The following is an 18,032-nucleotide window of genomic DNA, read 5'->3' as shown; positions in this document are numbered from 1 at the left end:
CCCCCGCCAGTCATGCTGGTATGATGCGCGGCTTTTTTCCTCCCCACACAAAACCACGGCATCCGGTACGGTCTGTGCTTTGCTGATGGGGTCGATACAATCACGGCGCCGGGGGCGCCTTGGGGAGCGGGCATGCTGGAAAGGCTGTTTCAACTAAGAGCACACAACACCAACGTGCGCACCGAGATTCTGGCGGGCGTCACCACCTTCCTGGCCATGGCCTACATTCTGTTCGTCAACCCGAGCATCCTCGGCGAGACCGGCATGGACAAGGGTGCGATCTTCGTCGCCACCTGCCTGGCCGCGGCCATCGGCTCGACCACCATGGGCCTGATCGCCAACTACCCGATCGCCCTGGCGCCGGGCATGGGCCTGAACGCGTTCTTCACCTACACCGTGGTCCTGCACATGGGCCACACCTGGCAGGTCGCGCTGGGTGCGGTGTTCCTGTCGGCGGTGATGTTCTTCCTGCTGTCGATCTTCCGCATCCGCGAATGGATCGTGAACAGCATCCCGCTGCCGCTGCGTTCGGCCATTGCGGCGGGTATCGGCTTGTTCCTGGCGCTGATCGCCCTGCATAACGCAGGCATCGTCGTCGATAACCCGGCTACCCTGGTTGGCCTGGGCGACCTCAAGCAGCCTGCGCCTATTCTCGCCACCCTGGGCTTCTTCCTGATCGTCGGCCTTGAGTCGCTGAAGGTGCGCGGCGCGGTGCTGATCGGCATTCTGGCGGTCACCGTGGCCGCGATCGCAATGGGCGTGACGCCATTTGGCGGCATCGTTTCCATGCCGCCGTCGCTGGCGCCGACCTTCCTCCAGCTGGACATCGCCGGTGCCCTCGACGTGGGCCTGGTCAGCGTGATCTTCGCCTTCCTGTTCGTCGACCTGTTCGACAACTCGGGCACCCTGATCGGCGTGGCCAAGCGCGCCGGGCTGATGGGCAAGGACGGCCACATGCCGAAAATGGGCCGTGCCCTGATCGCCGACAGCACCGCGGCCATGGCCGGCTCCCTGCTGGGCACTTCGACCACCACCAGCTACATCGAATCGGCAGCGGGCGTCAGTGCCGGTGGCCGCACCGGCCTGACCGCCATCGTGGTGGCCGTGCTGTTCCTCCTGGCGCTGTTCTTCGCCCCGTTGGCCGGCAGCGTGCCGGCCTTCGCCACCGCCCCGGCGCTGCTGTTCGTCGCCGTGCTGATGGCCTCGGGCCTCGCGGAAATAAACTGGGACGACGTCACCGAAGCCGCACCGGTGGTGGTGACCGCCCTGGCCATGCCGCTGACTTATTCGATCGCCAACGGCATCGCCTTCGGCTTCATTTCCTGGACCGCCGTCAAGCTGATCTCCGGGCGCCACCGCGACCTGAACCCGGCCCTGGTGATCCTTTCCATCCTGTTCGTCATCAAGCTGGGCTGGTTCAACGCATGAGTGCTGTCTTCGACCCTTACGCCTACGACGCGCAGCTGCAGGGCAAAGTCGCCCGCCTGCGCGAGCTGTTGGCGCCCTTCGGTGCGCCAGAGCCGGCCGTATTCGACTCGCCGCGCGAGCACTATCGCCTGCGCGCCGAGTTCCGCCTGTGGCGCGAAGACGGCCAGCGCCACTACGCGATGTTCGCCCCCGGCGAGAAGCACAAGGCCATCCTGATCGATGATTTCCCGATTGCCAGCCAGCGCATCAATGACCTGATGCCGCGCCTGAAAGCCGCCTGGCAGGCCAGCGAGGACCTGAGCAACCGCCTTTTCCAGGTGGAGTTCCTGACCACCCTGGCCGGCGACGCGATGATCACCCTGTGCTACCACCGGCCGCTGGACGAGGCTTGGGAAGTGGCCGCGCGGCAACTGGCTGAAGAACTCGGTGTGAGCCTGATCGGCCGCTCCAAGGGCAAACGCCTGGTCATCGGCCGCGATTACGCGGTAGAGCAACTCGACGTCGCTGGCCGGGTGTTCAGCTATCGCCAGCCAGAAGGCGCGTTCACCCAGCCCAACGGCGCGGTGAACCAGAAGATGCTGAGCTGGGCATTCGAGGCCATCGGCGATCGCGATGACGACCTGCTGGAGCTGTACTGCGGCAACGGCAACTTCACCCTGCCGCTGGCCACCCGCGTGCGCCAGGTGCTGGCCACCGAGATCAGCAAGACTTCGGTCAACGCCGCGCTGAGCAACCTCGACGAAAACGCTGTGGATAACGTGCGCCTGGTGCGCCTGTCGGCCGAAGAGTTGACCCAGGCGCTTAATGACGTGCGCCCGTTCCGTCGCCTGGAGGGCATCGACCTCAAAAGCTACGACTTCGGCACCGTGTTCGTCGACCCGCCACGTGCGGGCATGGACCCGGACACCTGCGAGCTGACCCGGCGTTTCGAGCGAATCCTGTACATCTCCTGCAACCCCGAGACGCTGGCGCAGAACATCGCTCAGCTGCAAGATACCCACCGTATCGAACGCTGCGCGCTGTTCGACCAGTTCCCGTATACCCATCACATGGAAAGCGGGGTGCTGCTGGTCCGGCGCTGATCCGCGTTGCACCGGGGCCGCAATGGCCCCGGCGCACGCAGCCAGGAGAGTTGTGCCGATGGACCAGTTCAGTGCCATGCAGACCTTCCGCCGGGTCGTCGACCTCGGCAGTTTCAGCGCCGCCGCCCACCAGGCGGGCGTCTCGCATACCGTCCTGTCACGCCAGGTGAAGCACCTCGAACGCCATCTCGGCACGCAATTGCTCACCCGTAACACCCGCCGCCTGCACCTCACCGAAGCCGGTGCGCTGTTCTATCGCCATTGCGTGCAGATCCTCGAACAGATGCAGGCGATGACGTTGGAGTTGTCCGAGCATCAGCAACAGCCCACCGGCACCTTGCGCCTGGGCGTGGCTACCGCGTTTGGTGAATTGGAACTGGGGCGCTGGTTGCCGGATTTCGTCGAGCGCCATCCACAGTTGCAAATCGAGCTGCACTGCAGTGACCGTTTCGTCGACCTGCTGGAAGAGGAAATCGATGTCTGCCTGCGGGTCACCGACCACCTGCCTGACTCAAGCCTGGTGGCGCGTCGGCTGGCTGCCAGCGAGGTCATGCTGGTGGCCGCCCCGCGCTACCTGGAACGGCACGGCACACCGGCCACGCCCGAGGACCTGGCCAACCACCCTCTGCTCGGCTACAGCCAGTTGTTGCACCCGCAACGCTTGCAGCTTGCCCGCGACACTGGAGAGCAATGTGAAGTGCTGATGCCCCGGCGCTTGAGCGCCAACTCGCCGATGGCCCTGCGCGCCGCTGCCATCGGTGCACTGGGCATCGCCAGCTTCGACCCTTTCATCGTTCATGATGCCCTGGAGGATGGGCGGCTGGTGCCAGTGCTGGAGAGTTGGAAGCTGCCAGCGCGCAACCTCTACGCGGTTTATCCACAAAGCCGCTATCTGGCGCCCAAGGTGCGGGCATTGCTGGAGTACGTGCAGACGTACTACGCCGAGGCGAGATGGTGAAGTCGATCTGTGCATTATCAGCACAGGTCATGGCCTCTAAGGCGCGTATTTGTGCTTTCTTCGTTTAGGTAACCTTCGTTGCATCGTCACTCAACGAAGGAACTTCATCATGAAAGCTGTGCAGACAATTATCGCGACCTTGGCGCTCAGCACCCTGGCCCTCGGCGTCAACGCGGCTGAAAAAACCATTTCAGTGACCGATAGCGCGGCCTTGAACTGGCAGGACGTACCCAAGACCAACGGCGCTGTCAGCTACGCCAATGTTGAAGGGGATATCTTCGGCAAAGGGCCTTATTCAGCGTACGTGAAGTTCAGGAAAGGCACTGATAACGGTCTGCACCAGCACAGCCAGACGCTGCCAACAGTGGTGTTGAGCGGTACGTTCTACGCAGTGATCGACGGCAAGCGTATTGAGTATCCGGCCGGGTCCTACTACAAGCTGCCCGCGAACCTGGTGCATGAAAGCGGCTGCACCGCCGCAGCAGATTGCCTGCTGTTCCAGTATCAGAGCGATGCATTCGACCTGAAACCGGTGAAAGGCTGAGATGCTGGGGCCGCATTGCGGCCCCATTTTCATTCAGAAGTCGAAGAACACCGTCTCCCCTTCCCCCTGAATCCGGATATCGAACCGATACGCCGTCTTCCCATCCACTTCGCAACGCTTGGCAATCAAGGTCTCGCGGCGTTGTGGCTGCTCGATCAGGTTAAGCACCGGGCACTTGGCGTTGGCCTCGGCCTCATCATCGAAATACAGCCGCGTGTGCAGGTGGATGTTGATGCCACGGGCAAACAGGCTGATGTTGATGTGCGGTGCCATGGGCACGCCGGCAGCGTTCTTCACCACACCCGGCTTGACCGTCTGCACGGTCCACTCGCCGGCATCGAAGGTGGTGGCGGTACGACCGAAGCTGTTGAAGGCGTTTTCCAGGTTGTAGGCATCCTGGTACTGGCCGGCGGCATCGGCCTGCCACAACTCCAGGAACGAATCGCGCACCAGGTGGCCGTTACCGTCGTACACCTGGCCGATCAGCAGAATGTGTTCACCCGGCGCCTCTGGCTTGGCCAGGCAGTTCCAGATTTCCTGGTCTCGGGTCGGATTGCCGGCCGCTTCCAGGGCCAGGCCGATGTGCACGTAGGGGCCGGCGGTCTGCGAGGGGGTTTCCGGCAGCAGTTCGATTGGCATGGCGGGGTCCTCAGCAGTTTTCGAAGTGGGTCTTGCGCTGGCCGCGCAGCACGATGTCAAAGCGGTACGCCAGGCAGTCCATCGGGTTGCCGTTGCTCATGTCGAGCTTGGCGATCAACTGCTGCACCGCTTCAGGGTTGGCGATCGATTTGACGATCGGGCACATCGGGATCAGCGGGTCGCCTTCGAAGTACAGCTGGGTGATCAGCTTGGTGGCGATCGATGGGCCGCTGACGCCTACGTGGATGTGCGCCGGGCGCCAGTCGTTGGGGCCGTTGCGCCACGGGTACGGGCCGGGCTTGATGGTGCGGAAACTGTAGTAGCCATCACGGTCGGTCAGGCAGCGGCCGACACCGCCGAAGTTTGGGTCCAGCGGCGCCAAGTAGCGGTCGTTCTTGTGGCGATAGCGGCCGCCAGCGTTGGCCTGCCAGATCTCCACCAGGGTGCTGGGCACCGGCTTGCCGTACTGGTCGACGACACGGCCGGCAACGATGATGCGCTCGCCGATCGGCAGGCCACCGTTGTTGAAGTTCAGCAGCAGGTCATGGTCATGGGCCCCGAAGCCCAAGTGGGTGAAGTCCGGGCCGGTGGTTTCGCTGATTGATTGCGGGATGCTGACCAGTGCCTGACGCGGTGAGCGGGCAATCGAAGTCTTGTAGTCGGGAGTCAAGGCTTTGGGGTGCCAGTTGCGATCACGGATCACGAAGCGGCTGTTGTCCTGGGCGGGCATGCCGTTTTCCTCTCTTGGAATTATCTGAACGCCTGGGCGTGGCAGGCGGACATGCAGTTTCAGATAAGTCGCCAGGGATGAATATTGAATTCAGTGGTCCGTTACTTAACCAAATGGTTATGCATTAGTCCGTTTGGCTGAGGTGAACTAATCTTTGACTTCATGTTTCAAGCTCGGGAGTGCATCTGATGGAATGGCGAAAAGGCCGGCGCAGCGACAACGTGGTCGATGCCCGTGGCGAAGGTGGCGGCGGCGGTGGCATGCGCTTTGGTGGCGGCAAGGGCCTGGGGCTCGGCGCGATCCTGCTGATCGTCGGCATCGGCTGGCTGACCGGCCAGGACCCGCTGCAGATTCTCGGCCAGCTCACCGGGCAGATGGAGCAACAGCAGCAGGCCCCCAGCGGCGTAGACAACAAGGCGCCGGCGGCCAACGACGAACAGGCGCAATTCGTCGCGTCGATCCTCGGCGACACCGAAGACACCTGGAAAGCCCTGTTCTCCCAGGCAGGCAAACAATACCGCGACCCCAAGCTGGTGCTGTTCAGCGGCCAGGTGAATTCCGCCTGCGGCTTCGCCTCGGCGGCGGTAGGCCCCTTCTACTGCCCGGCAGACCAGCGCGTGTACCTGGACATGTCGTTCTTCCGCGAGATGGAAACTCGCTTCGCAGCTGCCGGCGACTTCGCCCAGGCCTACGTGATCGCCCACGAGATCGGCCACCATGTGCAGACTTTGCTCGGGGTGTCGGCCAAGGTCGATGCCGCGCGCCGAGCTGGGCAACGCATGGAGGGCGACAATGGCCTGCTGGTGCGCCAGGAATTGCAGGCTGACTGCCTGGCCGGTGTCTGGGCCTACCAGGCGCAGCAACGCCTGAACTGGCTGGAGCCCGGGGATGTCGAGGAAGCGCTGAATGCCGCCAACGCCATCGGTGATGACCGTTTGCAACAGAAGGGCCAGGGGCGCGTGGTCCCGGATTCGTTTACCCATGGCACTTCGGCGCAGCGGGTGCGCTGGTTCAAGGCCGGGTTTGCCCAGGGGGATGTGAACAGCTGCGATACCTTCAGTGCGCGCAGCCTTTGACCAATGGTCAGTGAAATTGCCAAGGGTTTCATAGAGTTACAAATCAGCTGAAAAAGCGTTTCAGCTTCGCGGTCTCGTGCCGATAACTCCTGCACGATTCAGCGGGCATCCAGAACAACAACGCCTTGCGATCGAAAAATGATCAAGTGAGCGAAATTATTTCTGGAGAGCGTGCATGAACAGCTGGTTCGCCAACATCAGCGTCAACCTTAAACTCGGCCTGGGCTTCGGCCTGGTGCTGGTCCTTACCGGCCTGCTGGCGCTGACCGGCTGGACCAGCCTGGGCAGCCTGATCGACCGCAGCAACTGGATGGGCGACATCGGCCAGCTCAACAAAGACCTGACCGACCTGCGCATCGCGCGCCTGCAGTACATGATCGCCAATGGCGACGATGCCGCCGCCGCCAATACCCAGGCCAAGCTGGACGCGTTCAGCAAGCAGCAGGAATACCTGGTCAGCACCTTCAAGAGCCCGGAAAACGTCAAGCTGCTGAAAGAACTGGGCCAGACCATCAGCGAATACAAGGTCTCGTTGAACAAGATGCGCGCTGGCTACAAGAACTCCCTGGCCGCCCGTGAGGCGATGAACGTATCGGCGGCCAAGGCCGACGAGGCCATGGAATCCCTCAGCCAGGACGTCATGGCCCGCCCTGACGCCGACAGCGTGCGCCTGGCGCAGTACCAGCTGATCAGCAAAGTGCGTCAACAACTGCTACAAGTGCGTATCGACGTACGCGGCTACATCGCCGACAACAGCGCGGCCAACGAACAGGCGGCCCTGCGCCAGCTGGAGTCGGCGCTGGTGGAGATCGACAGTCTCAAGCGCCAGCTGCCATCCGATGCCACCCGCGTGCAGCAGTTCGAACAGTCGGTCCAGGCCTACCGCGAGGCGGTGCGCCAGTTCCGCAATGCGGTCGCGGAGATCACCACTTCCCGTGCAGAAATGACCGTGCAGGGCGCCGACATCGTCAAGCGCAGCGACGCGCTGTACAAGATCCAGATCGACCGCCGTGACGTCGAGAGCGCCCAGGCCCGCAGCCTGCAAACCATCGCCACGCTCCTGGCGTTGCTCGCCGGTGTACTGGCAGCCGTCATCATCACCCGCCAGATCACCCGCCCCCTGCGCGAGACCCTGCAGGCCGTGGAGCGCATCGCCGGTGGCGACCTGACCCACGACATGCGCATCACCCGCCGCGACGAAATCGGCGTGCTGCAACAAGGCATCGCGCGCATGGGCACCACCCTGCGCGAGCTGATCAGCGGTATCCGCGACGGCGTCACGCAGATTGCCAGCGCCGCCGAAGAGCTGTCGGCCGTTACTGAGCAGACCAGCGCCGGGGCCAACAGCCAGAAGGTCGAAACCGACCAGGTCGCCACCGCCATGCACGAAATGGCCGCGACCGTTCAGGAAGTCGCGCGCAATGCCGAGCAGGCTTCGCACGCGGCGACCGGCGCCGACGGCGAGGCCCGCGCGGGTGACCGCGTGGTGGGCGAAGCGATCAGCCAGATCGAACGCCTGGCCGAGGAAGTGCACCGCTCCACCGAGGCCATGAACCTGCTGCAGCAGGAAAGCCAGAAGATCGGCAGCGTGATGGACGTGATCAAGTCGGTGGCCGAGCAGACCAACCTGCTGGCGCTCAACGCCGCGATCGAAGCCGCGCGCGCAGGCGAGGCTGGCCGTGGTTTTGCCGTGGTCGCCGACGAAGTACGCGGCCTGGCCCAGCGCACGCAGAAATCCACCGAAGAGATCGAAGAACTGGTGGCCGGCCTGCAGCATGGTACTCAGCAAGTGGCCAATGCCATGCAGGGCAGCCGCACCCTGACCGACAGCAGTGTGGAGCTTGCGCGCAAGGCCGGGGTGTCGCTGGAGAACATCACCAGCACGGTGTCGAGCATCCAGTCGATGAACCAGCAGATTGCCGCGGCGGCCGAGCAACAGAGTGCGGTGGCTGAGGAGATCAGCCGCAGCATCCTGAATGTGCGCGATGTGTCGGAACAGACGGCGGCGGCCAGTGATGAAACCGCAGCGTCCAGCGTGGAGCTGGCGCGCCTGGGTGGACACTTGCAGATGCTGGTCAGCCAGTTCCGGGTCTGATCACTTACAAACCTGTGGGAGCGGCTTCAGCCGCGAAGCTTGCGACGCGCTGGATGGCGCTGGCTTCGCCGGTGTTCGCGGCTGAAGCCGCTCCCACAGGAGATTCGAACAAAACTATTTGACGATCATCCCCACCCCACGCCCCCGCGGATCCGAAGCCGTCTCAAGCTTCGCCCCGTTCACCCGGATCGCCTGGATATCCCCCATCTCCCAGCCCTGATCCTCCAGCACATAGCCCATTTTCTTCAGCTCATCCGCCACCGGCCCGGTCAGCGGCGCGTAGCTGTCGAAGTAGATGGTGTCTTTAGGCAACAACTGATGGTGCACACGCTGCGCCGCCACCGCTTTATCCAGCGGCATGCCGTAGTCATACAGGTTGTTCATCACCTGGAAGATCGAGGTGAAGATCCGCGAACCACCCGGCGTGCCGATCACCAGTTCGACCTTGCCATCGCGGGTCATCAGACTTGGGCTCATGGACGACAGCATGCGCTTGCCGGGGGCAATGGCGTTGGCATCACCGCCGACCACGCCAAAGGCGTTGGCCGCGCCCGGTTTGGCGCTGAAGTCGTCCATCTCGTCGTTGAGCAGGAAGCCCGCACCCTTGACCACCACGCCACTGCCGTAGTCGAGGTTGAGGGTGTAGGTGTTGCTGACTGCGTTGCCCTGTTTGTCGACGATCGAGAAGTGCGTGGTCTGGTGCGGTTCCAGCCCTGGCTTGACGTCGTCGGTGACCGAGATGGCCTTGGGGTTGACCTGCGCGGCGCGCTTGGCCAGGTAATCCTTGGCGATCAGCTTGTCGACCGGCACCTGGGTGAAGGCCGGGTCGCCCAGGTAGTCGGCGCGGTCGGCGAATACGCGCTTCTCGATCTCGGCCAGCAGGTGGATGTACTGCGCCGAGTTATGCGCCACGCCCTTGAAGTCGGCGGCGCGGTCTTCCTTGATGCCCAGCAACTGGGCCAGAGCGACGCCGCCGGAGCTCGGCGGTGGCGCGGTGTACACCACGTTGCCGCGCCAGCTCAGGGCCATCGGCTCGCGCCATACGGCTTTGTAGTCCTTGAGGTCTTCCTTGGTGATCAGGCCTTTGTCAGCCTGCATCTGCGCCACCAGCAGGTCGGCGGTCTTGCCCTGGTAGAACTCGCTCACGCCCTTGTCGGCGATACGTTCGAGGGTCTGGGCCATCTCCGGTTGCTTGAGCAGCTCGCCGACTTTCATGGTGCCGAAGTAGTCGTTGAAGTTGGTCGCGGTTTTGAACAGGCCCTGGGCATCGTTGCGGTATTGGTACTGCTTTTCGGCGATCTTGAAGCCGTTTTTCGCATAGCCGATGGCCGGGGTCAGCAGTTCGCTCCAGGGCAGCTTGCCGAATTTCTGATGCGCTTCCCACAGGCCCATGACCGTGCCAGGTACGCCGGCCGCACGAACGCCGACCAGGCTCAGGTTCTCGATGACCTCGCCCTTGTCGTCCAGGTACATGTTGCGGGTCGCGGCCTCGGGCGCCACTTCGCGGTAGTCGAGGAAGTAGGGTTTGCCGTCGACGAACAGGGTCATGAAACCACCGCCACCGATGTTGCCGGCCTCAGGGTAAGTCACCGCCAGGGTAAAGGCCGTGGCCACGGCTGCGTCTACCGCATTGCCGCCTTTTTTCAGGATATCGGCTGCCACCTGTGCGCCATATTGATCGGGCGCGGCCACCGCGCCGCCTTCCAGGTTTGCCGCATAGGCTGATGAACAGCTCAAGATCGCGGCGCCGAGGGCCATGGACTGGAACAGGACAATACGCATGACACTTCCTTGGTGTTGTTTTTGTTGATCAGTCAGTAAGGCCGAAGCATGTCGACTGTGCAATCAACCAAGGAAGGTTTCGCCGCCTTTGGGCAGGAATTGTCGCGTTCAGGCAATTCAGCAGGCGTACATCGCCAACTTTTGCTGGATGAAATCAAGGAAGCACTGGATACGCAGGGCCAGTTGCGTGTTGCGGTAGTACACGGCGTGGATCGGCTGACGGTAGCCGTTGTTGGCGTCACCCAGCAGCACCTGCAGGCGGCCGGCGCGGATGTCTTCATGGGTCATGAAATGCGACAGGCTGACGATGCCCTCCCCGGCCAGCGCCAGTTGCCGCAGGGTTTCACCACTGGAGGCGATCAGTGCCGGGCGGATTGGCCAGCGGTCGCCCTGGGCGTGGCGCAGCGGCCATTGGTTGAGGGATTCGGGCTGGCTGAAGCCGAGCAGGCAGTGCTGGCTCAGGTCTTCGACCTGTTGTGGCGTGCCGTGCTTTTCCAGGTAGGCCGGGCTGGCGAGGATCTGCACCGGGCTGCAGCCCAGCGAGCGGGCATGCAGGCTGGAGTCGGCCAGGTCACCGATGCGGATGGCCACGTCAGTACTCTGCTCCAGCAGATCGATGATCAGGTCGTCGGTGTTGAGTTCCAGCTCGATGCCGGGGTACTCGCAACGGAACTCGCCGATCCAGGGCAGGATGGCATGCAGCATGAACGGTGCGGCGGCATTGATGCGCAGGCGCCCGGTGGCGCTCTGGCGATGCATCGACAGGCGCTCTTCCATCTCGTCCATCTGTTCAAGCACCCGCCGCGAGCGTTCGAGGAAGAAACGCCCTTCCTCGGTCAGGTCCATGCGCCGCGTGGTGCGGTTGACCAGGGTGGTGCCGAGCTTGGCCTCTAGGCGTGACAGCGTGCGGCTCACCGCCGATGGGGTCTGGCCCATCTGCTCGGCGGCGGCGGAGATCGAGCCGCAGTCGATCACGGCGACGAATACCTGGAGTTCCTCGGATCGGGTTTTCACGGCGGCGCCTGTGTTGGGAGCTTTGCGGGTACTAGATAGCTGCTTGTGGCCTTTGAGTCTAGCGGTGGTTGTGCCGGCCTCTTCGCGGCTAAAGCCGCTCCCACGGGTGCAGTGCTGCCTCTGTGGGGCTTTAGCCGCGAAGAGGCCGGCATCAACAGCTACTTTGCCTGGCCGAACACTTCGTTCAGATGCGCTTCATACGCAGCCAACGCGGCCGGCACGTCCGGGCGCTTCATTACATCCACGGCGAGGAAGGTCGGCAGCCCGCTCATGCCGAGGAACTGATTGGCCTTGTGGAACGGGAAGTACACCGCATCCACCCCCTTGCCCTCGAAGAAATCGCTCGGGTCGTCGAAGGCCTGCTGCGGCGCGTTCCAGGTCAGCGACAGCATGTACTGCTTGCCATGCACCAGGCCGCCGCTGCCGTATTTCTGCGAGGCATCCGAACGGGTGCGACCGTCGTTGGCGTAGAGGCTGCCGTGGCCGGCGGTGAACACCTCGTCGATGTACTTCTTCACGGTCCAGGGCGCGCCCATCCACCAACCCGGCATCTGGTAGATGATCACATCGGCCCAAAGGAATTTCTCGACTTCGGCCTGCACGTCATAGCCGCCGTCGATGAAGGTCTGCTGCACATCGAAGCCGGCGCGGTCGAGATGGGCCAGGGCGGCGTCGTGCAGGGTCTGGTTGAGGCGGCCGTCGGAGTGAGCGAACTGTTTGCCGCCGTTGAGCAGGAGAATCTTTTTCATGCTGAGCCTCTAGGGGTCGAGTCAAATTGAATGACCGGCAGATTAGAGGCTCGCTGGGGTGGGAAACAGCAGGTGGCGGTCAAAATACAATTGCCCTCAAGTCACGAATGCCAAGGGCATTATTGCCTTAGAATCGTTTCATCATTCATCACTGAGTATCGATTCATGAGCGAGCAGCACGCTTTCATCCTCAAGGCCAAGACCCGTCCGGAAATGGCCGACGCCTTCGAAACCCTGTTCCGCGCCTATGTTGAACCGAGCCGTCAGGAGCCTGGCTGCATCGAGTACCACATGCTGCGCGACAAGGCTGACCCGAGCCTGTTCGTGTTCTTCGAGGTCTGGGCGAGCAAGGCTGCTCTAGACGTTCATTCGGCACTGCCGCACATGGTCGAGTTCTTCGAAAAGCGCATGGATTATCTGGAACGCGACTTCGATATCCAGGCCATCGAGATGCTCAGCGCTTCTTCTGCTAGCCGTTGATCAGCAAATGGCCGCCAAGCACGGCCAGGCCAATGAAGAAGCAACGCTTGAACAGCGCCGCGCTGATGCGCTGACGCAACCACTGGCCCGCCAGCATGCCCAGCAGCGCTGGCGCCAGCATCAGCAATGACGCACCCAATGCCTGGCCACCCAGGGCATCCTGCCCGGCCAGGCCGAGGGCCAGAGCCACGGTCGAGACCGTGAACGACAGGCCCAGCGCCTGGATCATCTCGTCACGGCTCAGGTTCAGGCTTTGCAGATAGGGCACTGCGGGCATCACGAACACACCCGTGGCGGCGGTCACCACGCCAGTCACCAGCCCGCACAACGGCCCAAGCCATCCTTCCTTTTTCGGCTCGAGGCGCAATCCAGGCCCGATGAGGCCATACACCGCATACACCAGCAACGCTGCGCCCAGCGCGTGCACCGCCCATGGGCCGCTGTTGATGCCCAGCCAGGCACTGCCGAGCAAGGTGCCGATGAAGATCGCTGCGAGCATGGGCCCAAGTCGCCGCAACAGCGCCAGCAAATGGCCGCCAGTCGCCAGCTGCCAGAGGTTGGTGAGCGTCGACGGCACGATCAGCAAGGCGGCGGCCTGCGCCGGAGGCATGGCCAACCCAAGCAGGCCCATGGCGATGGTCGGCAGGCCGAGGCCGATTACGCCTTTCACCGCGCCCGCCAGCACGAAGGTGATGATCACCAGCAGCGAGAGTGCCGGGCCGATGTTTTGGTAGAACGCGAGTAAGGTTTCCATGGCCGCTATCATGATGGGGGGAAGGGTTTCGCTGCCGCGCGTGAGCATGATGCTGCCAGGAAAAGCCTCTTCGCGAAACCTGTGGGAGCGGGCTTGCCGAGACGTCGGACCGCCCGCGAAAAGGCCCGCACTCGCCCCACACCTCTCAGGCCTGTAGCCCCTGCGCCGCATCATCCATCAAGGCTTTTGCCATCCCGCTCAGATAATGCGCCGCCCACATCAAATTGCCGCCGCCCTGCTCTGCCAGGGCCGATTCCAGTGTCAGGTGACGCACACAATCCTGAATGATCGAGGCCTGCTCCAACGCCACATTCACTGGAATACCAGGCAACACGCGCATCAGTTCGGGGATCGATTCGCTAACGCGCATGGTGGCCACGCCGGGTGTCATGAATTCCTTGTCCATGGTTTTCTGCTCGCTGTTCAGTGACGTGTCTGCACCCGGGCCAAGGTCTGCTCGACCAGGCCACGGGCTGCTTCGACTTCATGCAGCACTGCCAAGCCCATCGCCTGCATGGGCTGTTGAGCATTCAGGAACACCAGTTGCTGGGTGATGGTGTGGGCGCACACGAGGTATTCGGAAATGATGGCGAGGGAGTCTTCGAGAGAATTGAGGGGTGGATCGGGGACGATTTTCAGCATGGCTTGCTCCTGACGGGAATGAAGCTGCCTATCAACGCTGCTAAACGAATGGAGGCAGCTGTACGCGGGTTAGCAGACCGGCAAGTCAGGCACCCGGCGCACCCGAGGGTGCCCCGCGCACAGCCACCATGAAGGTGAATGCTTGAGCCTGATATGGACTGGGCTGCTAAACCCGGCCGTTGAATTGGCAACGACCCGCCGAGACTAGAGCGCGACACATACCCATCGCAATGACTTAAGCACTGCGAGAGTATCTTTGGGAAATGGACTACAAGGAAGATGGAAAATCTGATGATTTCTTGTGGGATCTGGGATTTTGGGGCCGCTTCGCATCACCCAAGTACGGAGTTACATCGAAATCCACGACAGCCCACATCCCTTCTTCGTAATCCTCGTTTGCCATGTGGACGTGAATTTCCTGCGCTCGCGGTAACCTCTCGTTATCAGCGACTAAACCTTCAAAATGTATGGCCATTGCTTCCTGAAGATTACCCAAAGCTTGCGCAACACTCGCTCCAGCGGAAAAACAGCCAGGCAGGTCAGGAACAGTCACCCCATAGTTCGAACCATCATCTGTGTGTAACACCACCAGAAATTCCATTGCTTGTACTCATTGATCGACCAATGCGAACTAAACCCCGCATCCAACGCGACGCCTATCGGGCAGTTCACTCCAAGAGCCGCTGAAGCGAGTGACTCAATGCGTAGGAAATTTCATTCAGCCTCAGGCGGCTGGCTAAGGCACAGATAGCGCAGTCAGGCACCTGAACGTCGAGCCCAGGCAACTGCGGCTTGACCAATCCCCCTATGGTGTCGAGTCATTCAGCCAGTCACCAGGAGTTGTGCCATGTCCGATTTCATCACCGTCCTGCGCGAAACCTGCCCGACGCCGGTCGTGGACGCCACCAGGTGGAAGCGCATCGGCGGCGATCCGCACACCGTCAACCTCAATGCCTACCTGTCGGCCGACGGCAGCAAGATCATGGGGACCTGGATCTGCACCCCAGGCAAGTTCGAGGTGAATTATGAGAAGTGGGAGTTCTGTCACTTCCTTGATGGCTACTGCATCATCACCCCGGAAGGTGAAGAGCCGAAGCACCTGAAGGCAGGGGATGTGTTCGTGATCGAACCGGGGATGAAAGGGACCTGGGAAGTGGTCGAGACTGTGCGCAAATACTTTGTCTTCGCCTGATTCGTAAGCCGCTCCAGATATGCCCCTGTTTGAATTACGACGTTTCCTACAGGGGCATATGTTTTTCTGAACATGCAGTTTGCATGAATCACCGGCCCATCCATGTGTCATTCAAACTGCAAGAATTCTGTCACATCTTTTAACATTCCCCCTCAAGTTATCCCTTCAGTGTAGTCCCTTTCTGAATTACCCGACTTTGCCCCCGAAGGCATTGCCCTTGCCCCATGACAGCCTTACGAGTAAAGCTGGCGCTCTGCCGTGCCGGTGGCGACAAATTGAAGTACTACGAAATCGTCCTTGAAGAGGTGATCATTGCCGAATACTCACAGGGTGTAGACACGGGCACTCCGCTGGAGGTGGTGCAACTCAATTACGGCCGAATAAAAACCACTTATATTCAACAGCGGCGCATTGATGGAAGCGGCGGCGGCAATATTGCCGGTGGCTGGGACCGTATCGGCAATAAAAAATACGCGTGAGGGCATCGTCATGTCTGAAGCGCGCGCGTTTCTGAATCTCAAGCTGCAAAACTATCATCGGCTCAAAGCTGACCTGGCGCTTAGTGGCCATTCGCTGGAAAAATTTGATGTGCTTAATGCTCACGTCGCCAACACAGTGGTCTGAAAGGGAGAATTGATCATCATCGGCGACTCCACAACGGCCTCCTGTACCGGTCAGGAAGCCTGGATGATGGGGCAAGCAGCCAAGGTGCACGTAGGGCTACTGCACAATGGCCAGGGTGTGGATAACTTCTTCCTGGATAACTTCGAAACGCTGAAAAGCCTGATCGCCCATGCGTCCATGGGCGCGGGAGTGGTCAGTGAAGGCTGGAGCAAGCACCTGAAAGCTATCGAGGCCACCTTGATGGAAATCGAGAGGTTGCATCAACAGCATCTCGGATCAGGGACCATGGCGGCTCGTGATCAGTTCTATGCCAAGCGTGCCGCCTCGTTCATGAAGCTGGATGAGCAGTTGAACAAGCTAGCTGCTTACGGTTCTGGTCTCAAAAATAGAAGCTCCATCAAAAGGACGCTGGGGATATCCACCAAGAGCTTTCTCCACACGGCCGAGATAGCAGGGTATGCAAATAAAGTCGCCGGTGTAGCCAAGGCAGCCAGTTTGATAAAGCAAGGTGCCTACGCTGGAGTAGCCCTTGAAGTCGCAGGAACAGGACTCGAAATCCACAAGGCTTGTACGCTCGGCCGTGAAGCGGATTGCGAGAGAGCGAAATATGTTGAAGGAGGTTCACTAATAGGAGGGCTGGCTGGCGGAAGTGCTGGTGGATATGTGGCTGGGACAGTTCTAGCCCCTGCAATATGTGCCGCGATCGGTTTGTCAACGGCAGGTACGGGTGGGCTGATTTGTGCAGTAGTGATCGGTGGTGCTGGAGCAACCATTGGAGGCAAAGTGGGAGAAGAGCAAGGTGAGATCTACGGTGAGTTTCTGTATCGGGAGTTTTCAAAGTGAATATCATTGATGAAGGGTTAATTCCGGCAACCATCATCAATCTGATCATCATCACAATGACAACACAGTGTTTTATCGCTGCCCGGCGGACCGAGTATTTTGAGTCATTTTTCCCTAACAGCCATTACATCATAAAAAATAAAGAAACTTACAAGCGAGCCGGGCTGATCGGGAAACTAATGCGCACAGGAACAATTTCAACAGTACTCGCACTCCCATCTATTTTCACGAATAGAAACCTGGTAGAGCAGCAAGAAATTGATGCTTTCCCTAAGAAAACTAAAATTCTACTAGTGACACTCTGGGCCCTACATATAATTTTTTTCTCATCCTTTGTAGCAACCCACTACCTGAAGTTTTAACCCTTAACGTGTAGCTATTTGAAACTATAAAAACCATTTAGCGCAGGATAAAGAAAAAACACCGCAGTACGGGTTCCTCCCCTCTGGTGCGCAGTTACAGGGGGAAGGCCACCCGGCCCGCGATGAAGTCCCACTCGCTTATCAATCCTTCTTGCGATACCCCTCGACAATCGCCGAGAAATCTTTGCCCCCCTCGCCGCGCAGGCTCATCGCCTGATAAAGCTGCTGTGCCACTGCCCCGAGAATCACCGGCTGATGCGCCTGGCGAGCCGCTTCAGTGGCCAGCCCCAGGTCCTTGAGCATCAATTCGGCACCAAAGCCACCGGTGTAACCCCGTGATGCCGGCGCAGTCTCGATGATGCCCGGCCAGGGGTTGTAGGTGTCGGAACTCCAGCAACGCCCGGTCGAACTGTTGATGATGCCGGCCAGCACCTTGGTGTCGATGCCCAATGCATTGCCCAGCGCCATCGCTTCGGACACGCCGATCATCGAGATGCCCAGCAGCAGGTTGTTGCAGATCTTGGCGATCTGACCTGTGCCGACCTCGCCGCAGTGCACGATGTTGCGGCCCATCTGCTCCAGTACCGGCTTGAGCGTGGCGAACAACTCAGGGCTGGCACCGACCATGAACGTCAGGGTGCCGGCCGCCGCGCCACCGGTGCCGCCGGAAACCGGCGCATCGCCCATGTCCACGCCCTTGGCCGCAGCGGCCTTGGACACTTCGCGGGCGGTCTGCGGGTCGATGGTGCTGCAGTCCACGGTCGGTGTGCCGGGACGCACGCCCACCAGCACGCCGTCTTCGTTCAAATACACGCTGCGCACATGGGCAGCAGCCGGCAGCATGGTGATCACCAGCTCGCTATTGGCCGCTGCTTCCTTGGGCGAGGCGCTGACCTGCCCGCCCAGTTCGGCGAGCTCGGCCAGCACGGTCTTGTTCAGGTCGAACAGGTTCAGCTGATGCCCGGCCTTGATCAGGTTGCGGGCCATGGGCGCGCCCATGTTGCCCAGGCCGATGAATGCGATACGCATGGCGAGCTC

Annotated in this window: 18 protein-coding genes and 3 pseudogenes; 11 read left to right on the top strand and 10 right to left on the bottom strand. The window is 61.1% G+C overall.

From position 1 onward, the window contains the following. Nucleotides 1–132: 132 nt before the first annotated feature. From ACIQUF_RS19885 to ACIQUF_RS19870, 4 genes are all read left to right on the top strand, one after another. Nucleotides 133–1,428, top strand: coding sequence for an NCS2 family permease (locus ACIQUF_RS19885; RefSeq protein ID WP_403134566.1), 1,296 nt, complete (start codon nt 133–135; stop codon nt 1,426–1,428). After that, nucleotides 1,425–2,510 (top strand): tRNA (uridine(54)-C5)-methyltransferase TrmA, encoded by a 1,086-nt coding sequence (trmA, locus tag ACIQUF_RS19880; protein WP_403134564.1) that lies wholly within the window; start codon nt 1,425–1,427, stop codon nt 2,508–2,510. The genes ACIQUF_RS19885 and trmA overlap by 4 nt, the downstream gene beginning before the upstream one ends. Nucleotides 2,511–2,568: 58 nt before the next feature. Continuing rightward, nucleotides 2,569–3,468: a LysR family transcriptional regulator gene (locus ACIQUF_RS19875; protein ID WP_403134561.1), complete on the top strand. Its 900-nt coding sequence runs from the start codon at nt 2,569–2,571 to the stop codon at nt 3,466–3,468. A gap of 109 nt (nt 3,469–3,577) precedes the next feature. After that, entirely contained in the window at nt 3,578–4,012 is a 435-nt protein-coding gene (locus tag ACIQUF_RS19870; RefSeq protein WP_403134559.1) for a cupin domain-containing protein, read from the top strand. A 33-nt stretch (nt 4,013–4,045) separates the two neighbouring features. Here the strand turns inward: ACIQUF_RS19870 and pcaG are convergent, their stop codons facing one another. Then, entirely contained in the window at nt 4,046–4,651 is a 606-nt protein-coding gene (gene pcaG, locus ACIQUF_RS19865; RefSeq protein WP_403134558.1) for a protocatechuate 3,4-dioxygenase subunit alpha, read from the bottom strand. Between the two features lie 10 nt (nt 4,652–4,661). Continuing rightward, nucleotides 4,662–5,381 carry a protocatechuate 3,4-dioxygenase subunit beta gene (gene pcaH / locus ACIQUF_RS19860; RefSeq protein WP_403134556.1) on the bottom strand — a complete coding sequence of 240 codons (720 nt, stop codon included), beginning with the start codon at nt 5,379–5,381 and terminating at the stop codon, nt 4,662–4,664. A 188-nt stretch (nt 5,382–5,569) separates the two neighbouring features. On the opposite strand from pcaH, the gene ACIQUF_RS19855 reads away from it, so the two are divergent. Both ACIQUF_RS19855 and ACIQUF_RS19850 read left to right on the top strand, forming a co-directional pair. Then, nucleotides 5,570–6,457, top strand: a complete 888-nt coding sequence (locus ACIQUF_RS19855) for a neutral zinc metallopeptidase (RefSeq protein WP_403134554.1) — start codon at nt 5,570–5,572, stop codon at nt 6,455–6,457. A gap of 175 nt (nt 6,458–6,632) precedes the next feature. Further along, a complete protein-coding gene (locus ACIQUF_RS19850) occupies nt 6,633–8,552 on the top strand; it encodes a methyl-accepting chemotaxis protein (protein WP_403134552.1) in 1,920 nt (639 codons plus the stop codon). A gap of 114 nt (nt 8,553–8,666) precedes the next feature. On the opposite strand, the gene ggt is transcribed toward ACIQUF_RS19850, so the two are convergent. The 3 genes from ggt to ACIQUF_RS19835 form a co-directional block, all read right to left on the bottom strand. Beyond that, nucleotides 8,667–10,334 carry a gamma-glutamyltransferase gene (gene ggt / locus ACIQUF_RS19845; protein ID WP_403134550.1) on the bottom strand — a complete coding sequence of 556 codons (1,668 nt, stop codon included), beginning with the start codon at nt 10,332–10,334 and terminating at the stop codon, nt 8,667–8,669. A gap of 117 nt (nt 10,335–10,451) precedes the next feature. Then, nucleotides 10,452–11,348, bottom strand: a complete 897-nt coding sequence (locus ACIQUF_RS19840) for a LysR family transcriptional regulator (RefSeq protein ID WP_403134547.1) — start codon at nt 11,346–11,348, stop codon at nt 10,452–10,454. 158 nt (nt 11,349–11,506) lie between these two features. After that, the gene (locus tag ACIQUF_RS19835) at nt 11,507–12,097 is read right to left on the bottom strand and encodes an NAD(P)H-dependent oxidoreductase (protein ID WP_403134544.1); all 591 of its coding nucleotides are present in this window, start codon (nt 12,095–12,097) and stop codon (nt 11,507–11,509) included. 165 nt (nt 12,098–12,262) lie between these two features. Here ACIQUF_RS19835 and ACIQUF_RS19830 point away from each other — a divergent pair, with 165 nt between their 5' ends. Beyond that, nucleotides 12,263–12,577, top strand: a complete 315-nt coding sequence (locus ACIQUF_RS19830; protein WP_403134542.1) for a putative quinol monooxygenase — start codon at nt 12,263–12,265, stop codon at nt 12,575–12,577. Here the strand turns inward: ACIQUF_RS19830 and ACIQUF_RS19825 are convergent. The 4 genes and pseudogenes from ACIQUF_RS19825 to ACIQUF_RS19810 all read right to left on the bottom strand — a co-directional run. Further along, on the bottom strand, nt 12,567–13,331 hold the full coding sequence (locus tag ACIQUF_RS19825; RefSeq protein WP_403134539.1) for a sulfite exporter TauE/SafE family protein: 765 nt from the start codon (nt 13,329–13,331) through the stop codon (nt 12,567–12,569). The genes ACIQUF_RS19830 and ACIQUF_RS19825 overlap by 11 nt on opposite strands. A gap of 145 nt (nt 13,332–13,476) precedes the next feature. Further along, nucleotides 13,477–13,737: a DUF3077 domain-containing protein gene (locus tag ACIQUF_RS19820; RefSeq protein WP_403134537.1), complete on the bottom strand. Its 261-nt coding sequence runs from the start codon at nt 13,735–13,737 to the stop codon at nt 13,477–13,479. Nucleotides 13,738–13,754: 17 nt separating this feature from the next. Next, nucleotides 13,755–13,973 (bottom strand): hypothetical protein, encoded by a 219-nt coding sequence (locus ACIQUF_RS19815; RefSeq protein ID WP_403134535.1) that lies wholly within the window; start codon nt 13,971–13,973, stop codon nt 13,755–13,757. 322 nt (nt 13,974–14,295) lie between these two features. Continuing rightward, nucleotides 14,296–14,574, bottom strand: a pseudogene (locus ACIQUF_RS19810) (type II toxin-antitoxin system HicB family antitoxin); the annotation flags it as partial. 246 nt (nt 14,575–14,820) lie between these two features. Here ACIQUF_RS19810 and ACIQUF_RS19805 point away from each other — a divergent pair. From ACIQUF_RS19805 to ACIQUF_RS19790, 4 genes and pseudogenes are all read left to right on the top strand, one after another. Then, nucleotides 14,821–15,165, top strand: coding sequence for a cupin domain-containing protein (locus ACIQUF_RS19805; protein WP_403134533.1), 345 nt, complete (start codon nt 14,821–14,823; stop codon nt 15,163–15,165). A 239-nt stretch (nt 15,166–15,404) separates the two neighbouring features. After that, nucleotides 15,405–15,644: pseudogene (locus tag ACIQUF_RS19800) on the top strand (type VI secretion system tube protein Hcp); the annotation flags it as partial. Nucleotides 15,645–15,654: 10 nt separating this feature from the next. Then, nucleotides 15,655–16,632 (top strand): annotated as a pseudogene (locus ACIQUF_RS19795) (hypothetical protein). After that, complete coding sequence (locus ACIQUF_RS19790; protein WP_403134530.1) at nt 16,629–16,994, top strand: hypothetical protein; 366 nt, start codon at nt 16,629–16,631, stop codon at nt 16,992–16,994. The pseudogene ACIQUF_RS19795 and the gene ACIQUF_RS19790 overlap by 4 nt, the downstream one beginning before the upstream one ends. 141 nt (nt 16,995–17,135) lie before the next feature. Here the strand turns inward: ACIQUF_RS19790 and mmsB are convergent, their stop codons facing one another. Beyond that, nucleotides 17,136–18,023, bottom strand: a complete 888-nt coding sequence (gene mmsB, locus ACIQUF_RS19785) for a 3-hydroxyisobutyrate dehydrogenase (RefSeq protein ID WP_403134527.1) — start codon at nt 18,021–18,023, stop codon at nt 17,136–17,138. Between the last annotated feature and the right edge of the window lie 9 nt (nt 18,024–18,032).

It is taken from the genome of Pseudomonas sp. NPDC090233, from assembly GCF_044772285.1.
GTDB lineage: Bacteria > Pseudomonadota > Gammaproteobacteria > Pseudomonadales > Pseudomonadaceae > Aquipseudomonas.
This window is presented reverse-complemented; position numbering and strand designations above follow the sequence as displayed.

Coding starts and splice junctions, on each gene's coding strand:
- ACIQUF_RS19885 (WP_403134566.1), top strand. CDS start 133: ATGCTGGAAAGGCTGTTTCAACTAAGAGCACACAACACCAACGTGCGC.
- trmA (WP_403134564.1), top strand. CDS start 1,425: ATGAGTGCTGTCTTCGACCCTTACGCCTACGACGCGCAGCTGCAGGGC.
- ACIQUF_RS19875 (WP_403134561.1), top strand. CDS start 2,569: ATGGACCAGTTCAGTGCCATGCAGACCTTCCGCCGGGTCGTCGACCTC.
- ACIQUF_RS19870 (WP_403134559.1), top strand. CDS start 3,578: ATGAAAGCTGTGCAGACAATTATCGCGACCTTGGCGCTCAGCACCCTG.
- pcaG (WP_403134558.1), bottom strand. CDS start 4,651: ATGCCAATCGAACTGCTGCCGGAAACCCCCTCGCAGACCGCCGGCCCC.
- pcaH (WP_403134556.1), bottom strand. CDS start 5,381: ATGCCCGCCCAGGACAACAGCCGCTTCGTGATCCGTGATCGCAACTGG.
- ACIQUF_RS19855 (WP_403134554.1), top strand. CDS start 5,570: ATGGAATGGCGAAAAGGCCGGCGCAGCGACAACGTGGTCGATGCCCGT.
- ACIQUF_RS19850 (WP_403134552.1), top strand. CDS start 6,633: ATGAACAGCTGGTTCGCCAACATCAGCGTCAACCTTAAACTCGGCCTG.
- ggt (WP_403134550.1), bottom strand. CDS start 10,334: ATGCGTATTGTCCTGTTCCAGTCCATGGCCCTCGGCGCCGCGATCTTG.
- ACIQUF_RS19835 (WP_403134544.1), bottom strand. CDS start 12,097: ATGAAAAAGATTCTCCTGCTCAACGGCGGCAAACAGTTCGCTCACTCC.
- ACIQUF_RS19830 (WP_403134542.1), top strand. CDS start 12,263: ATGAGCGAGCAGCACGCTTTCATCCTCAAGGCCAAGACCCGTCCGGAA.
- ACIQUF_RS19825 (WP_403134539.1), bottom strand. CDS start 13,331: ATGGAAACCTTACTCGCGTTCTACCAAAACATCGGCCCGGCACTCTCG.
- ACIQUF_RS19820 (WP_403134537.1), bottom strand. CDS start 13,737: ATGGACAAGGAATTCATGACACCCGGCGTGGCCACCATGCGCGTTAGC.
- ACIQUF_RS19815 (WP_403134535.1), bottom strand. CDS start 13,973: ATGCTGAAAATCGTCCCCGATCCACCCCTCAATTCTCTCGAAGACTCC.
- ACIQUF_RS19805 (WP_403134533.1), top strand. CDS start 14,821: ATGTCCGATTTCATCACCGTCCTGCGCGAAACCTGCCCGACGCCGGTC.
- mmsB (WP_403134527.1), bottom strand. CDS start 18,023: ATGCGTATCGCATTCATCGGCCTGGGCAACATGGGCGCGCCCATGGCC.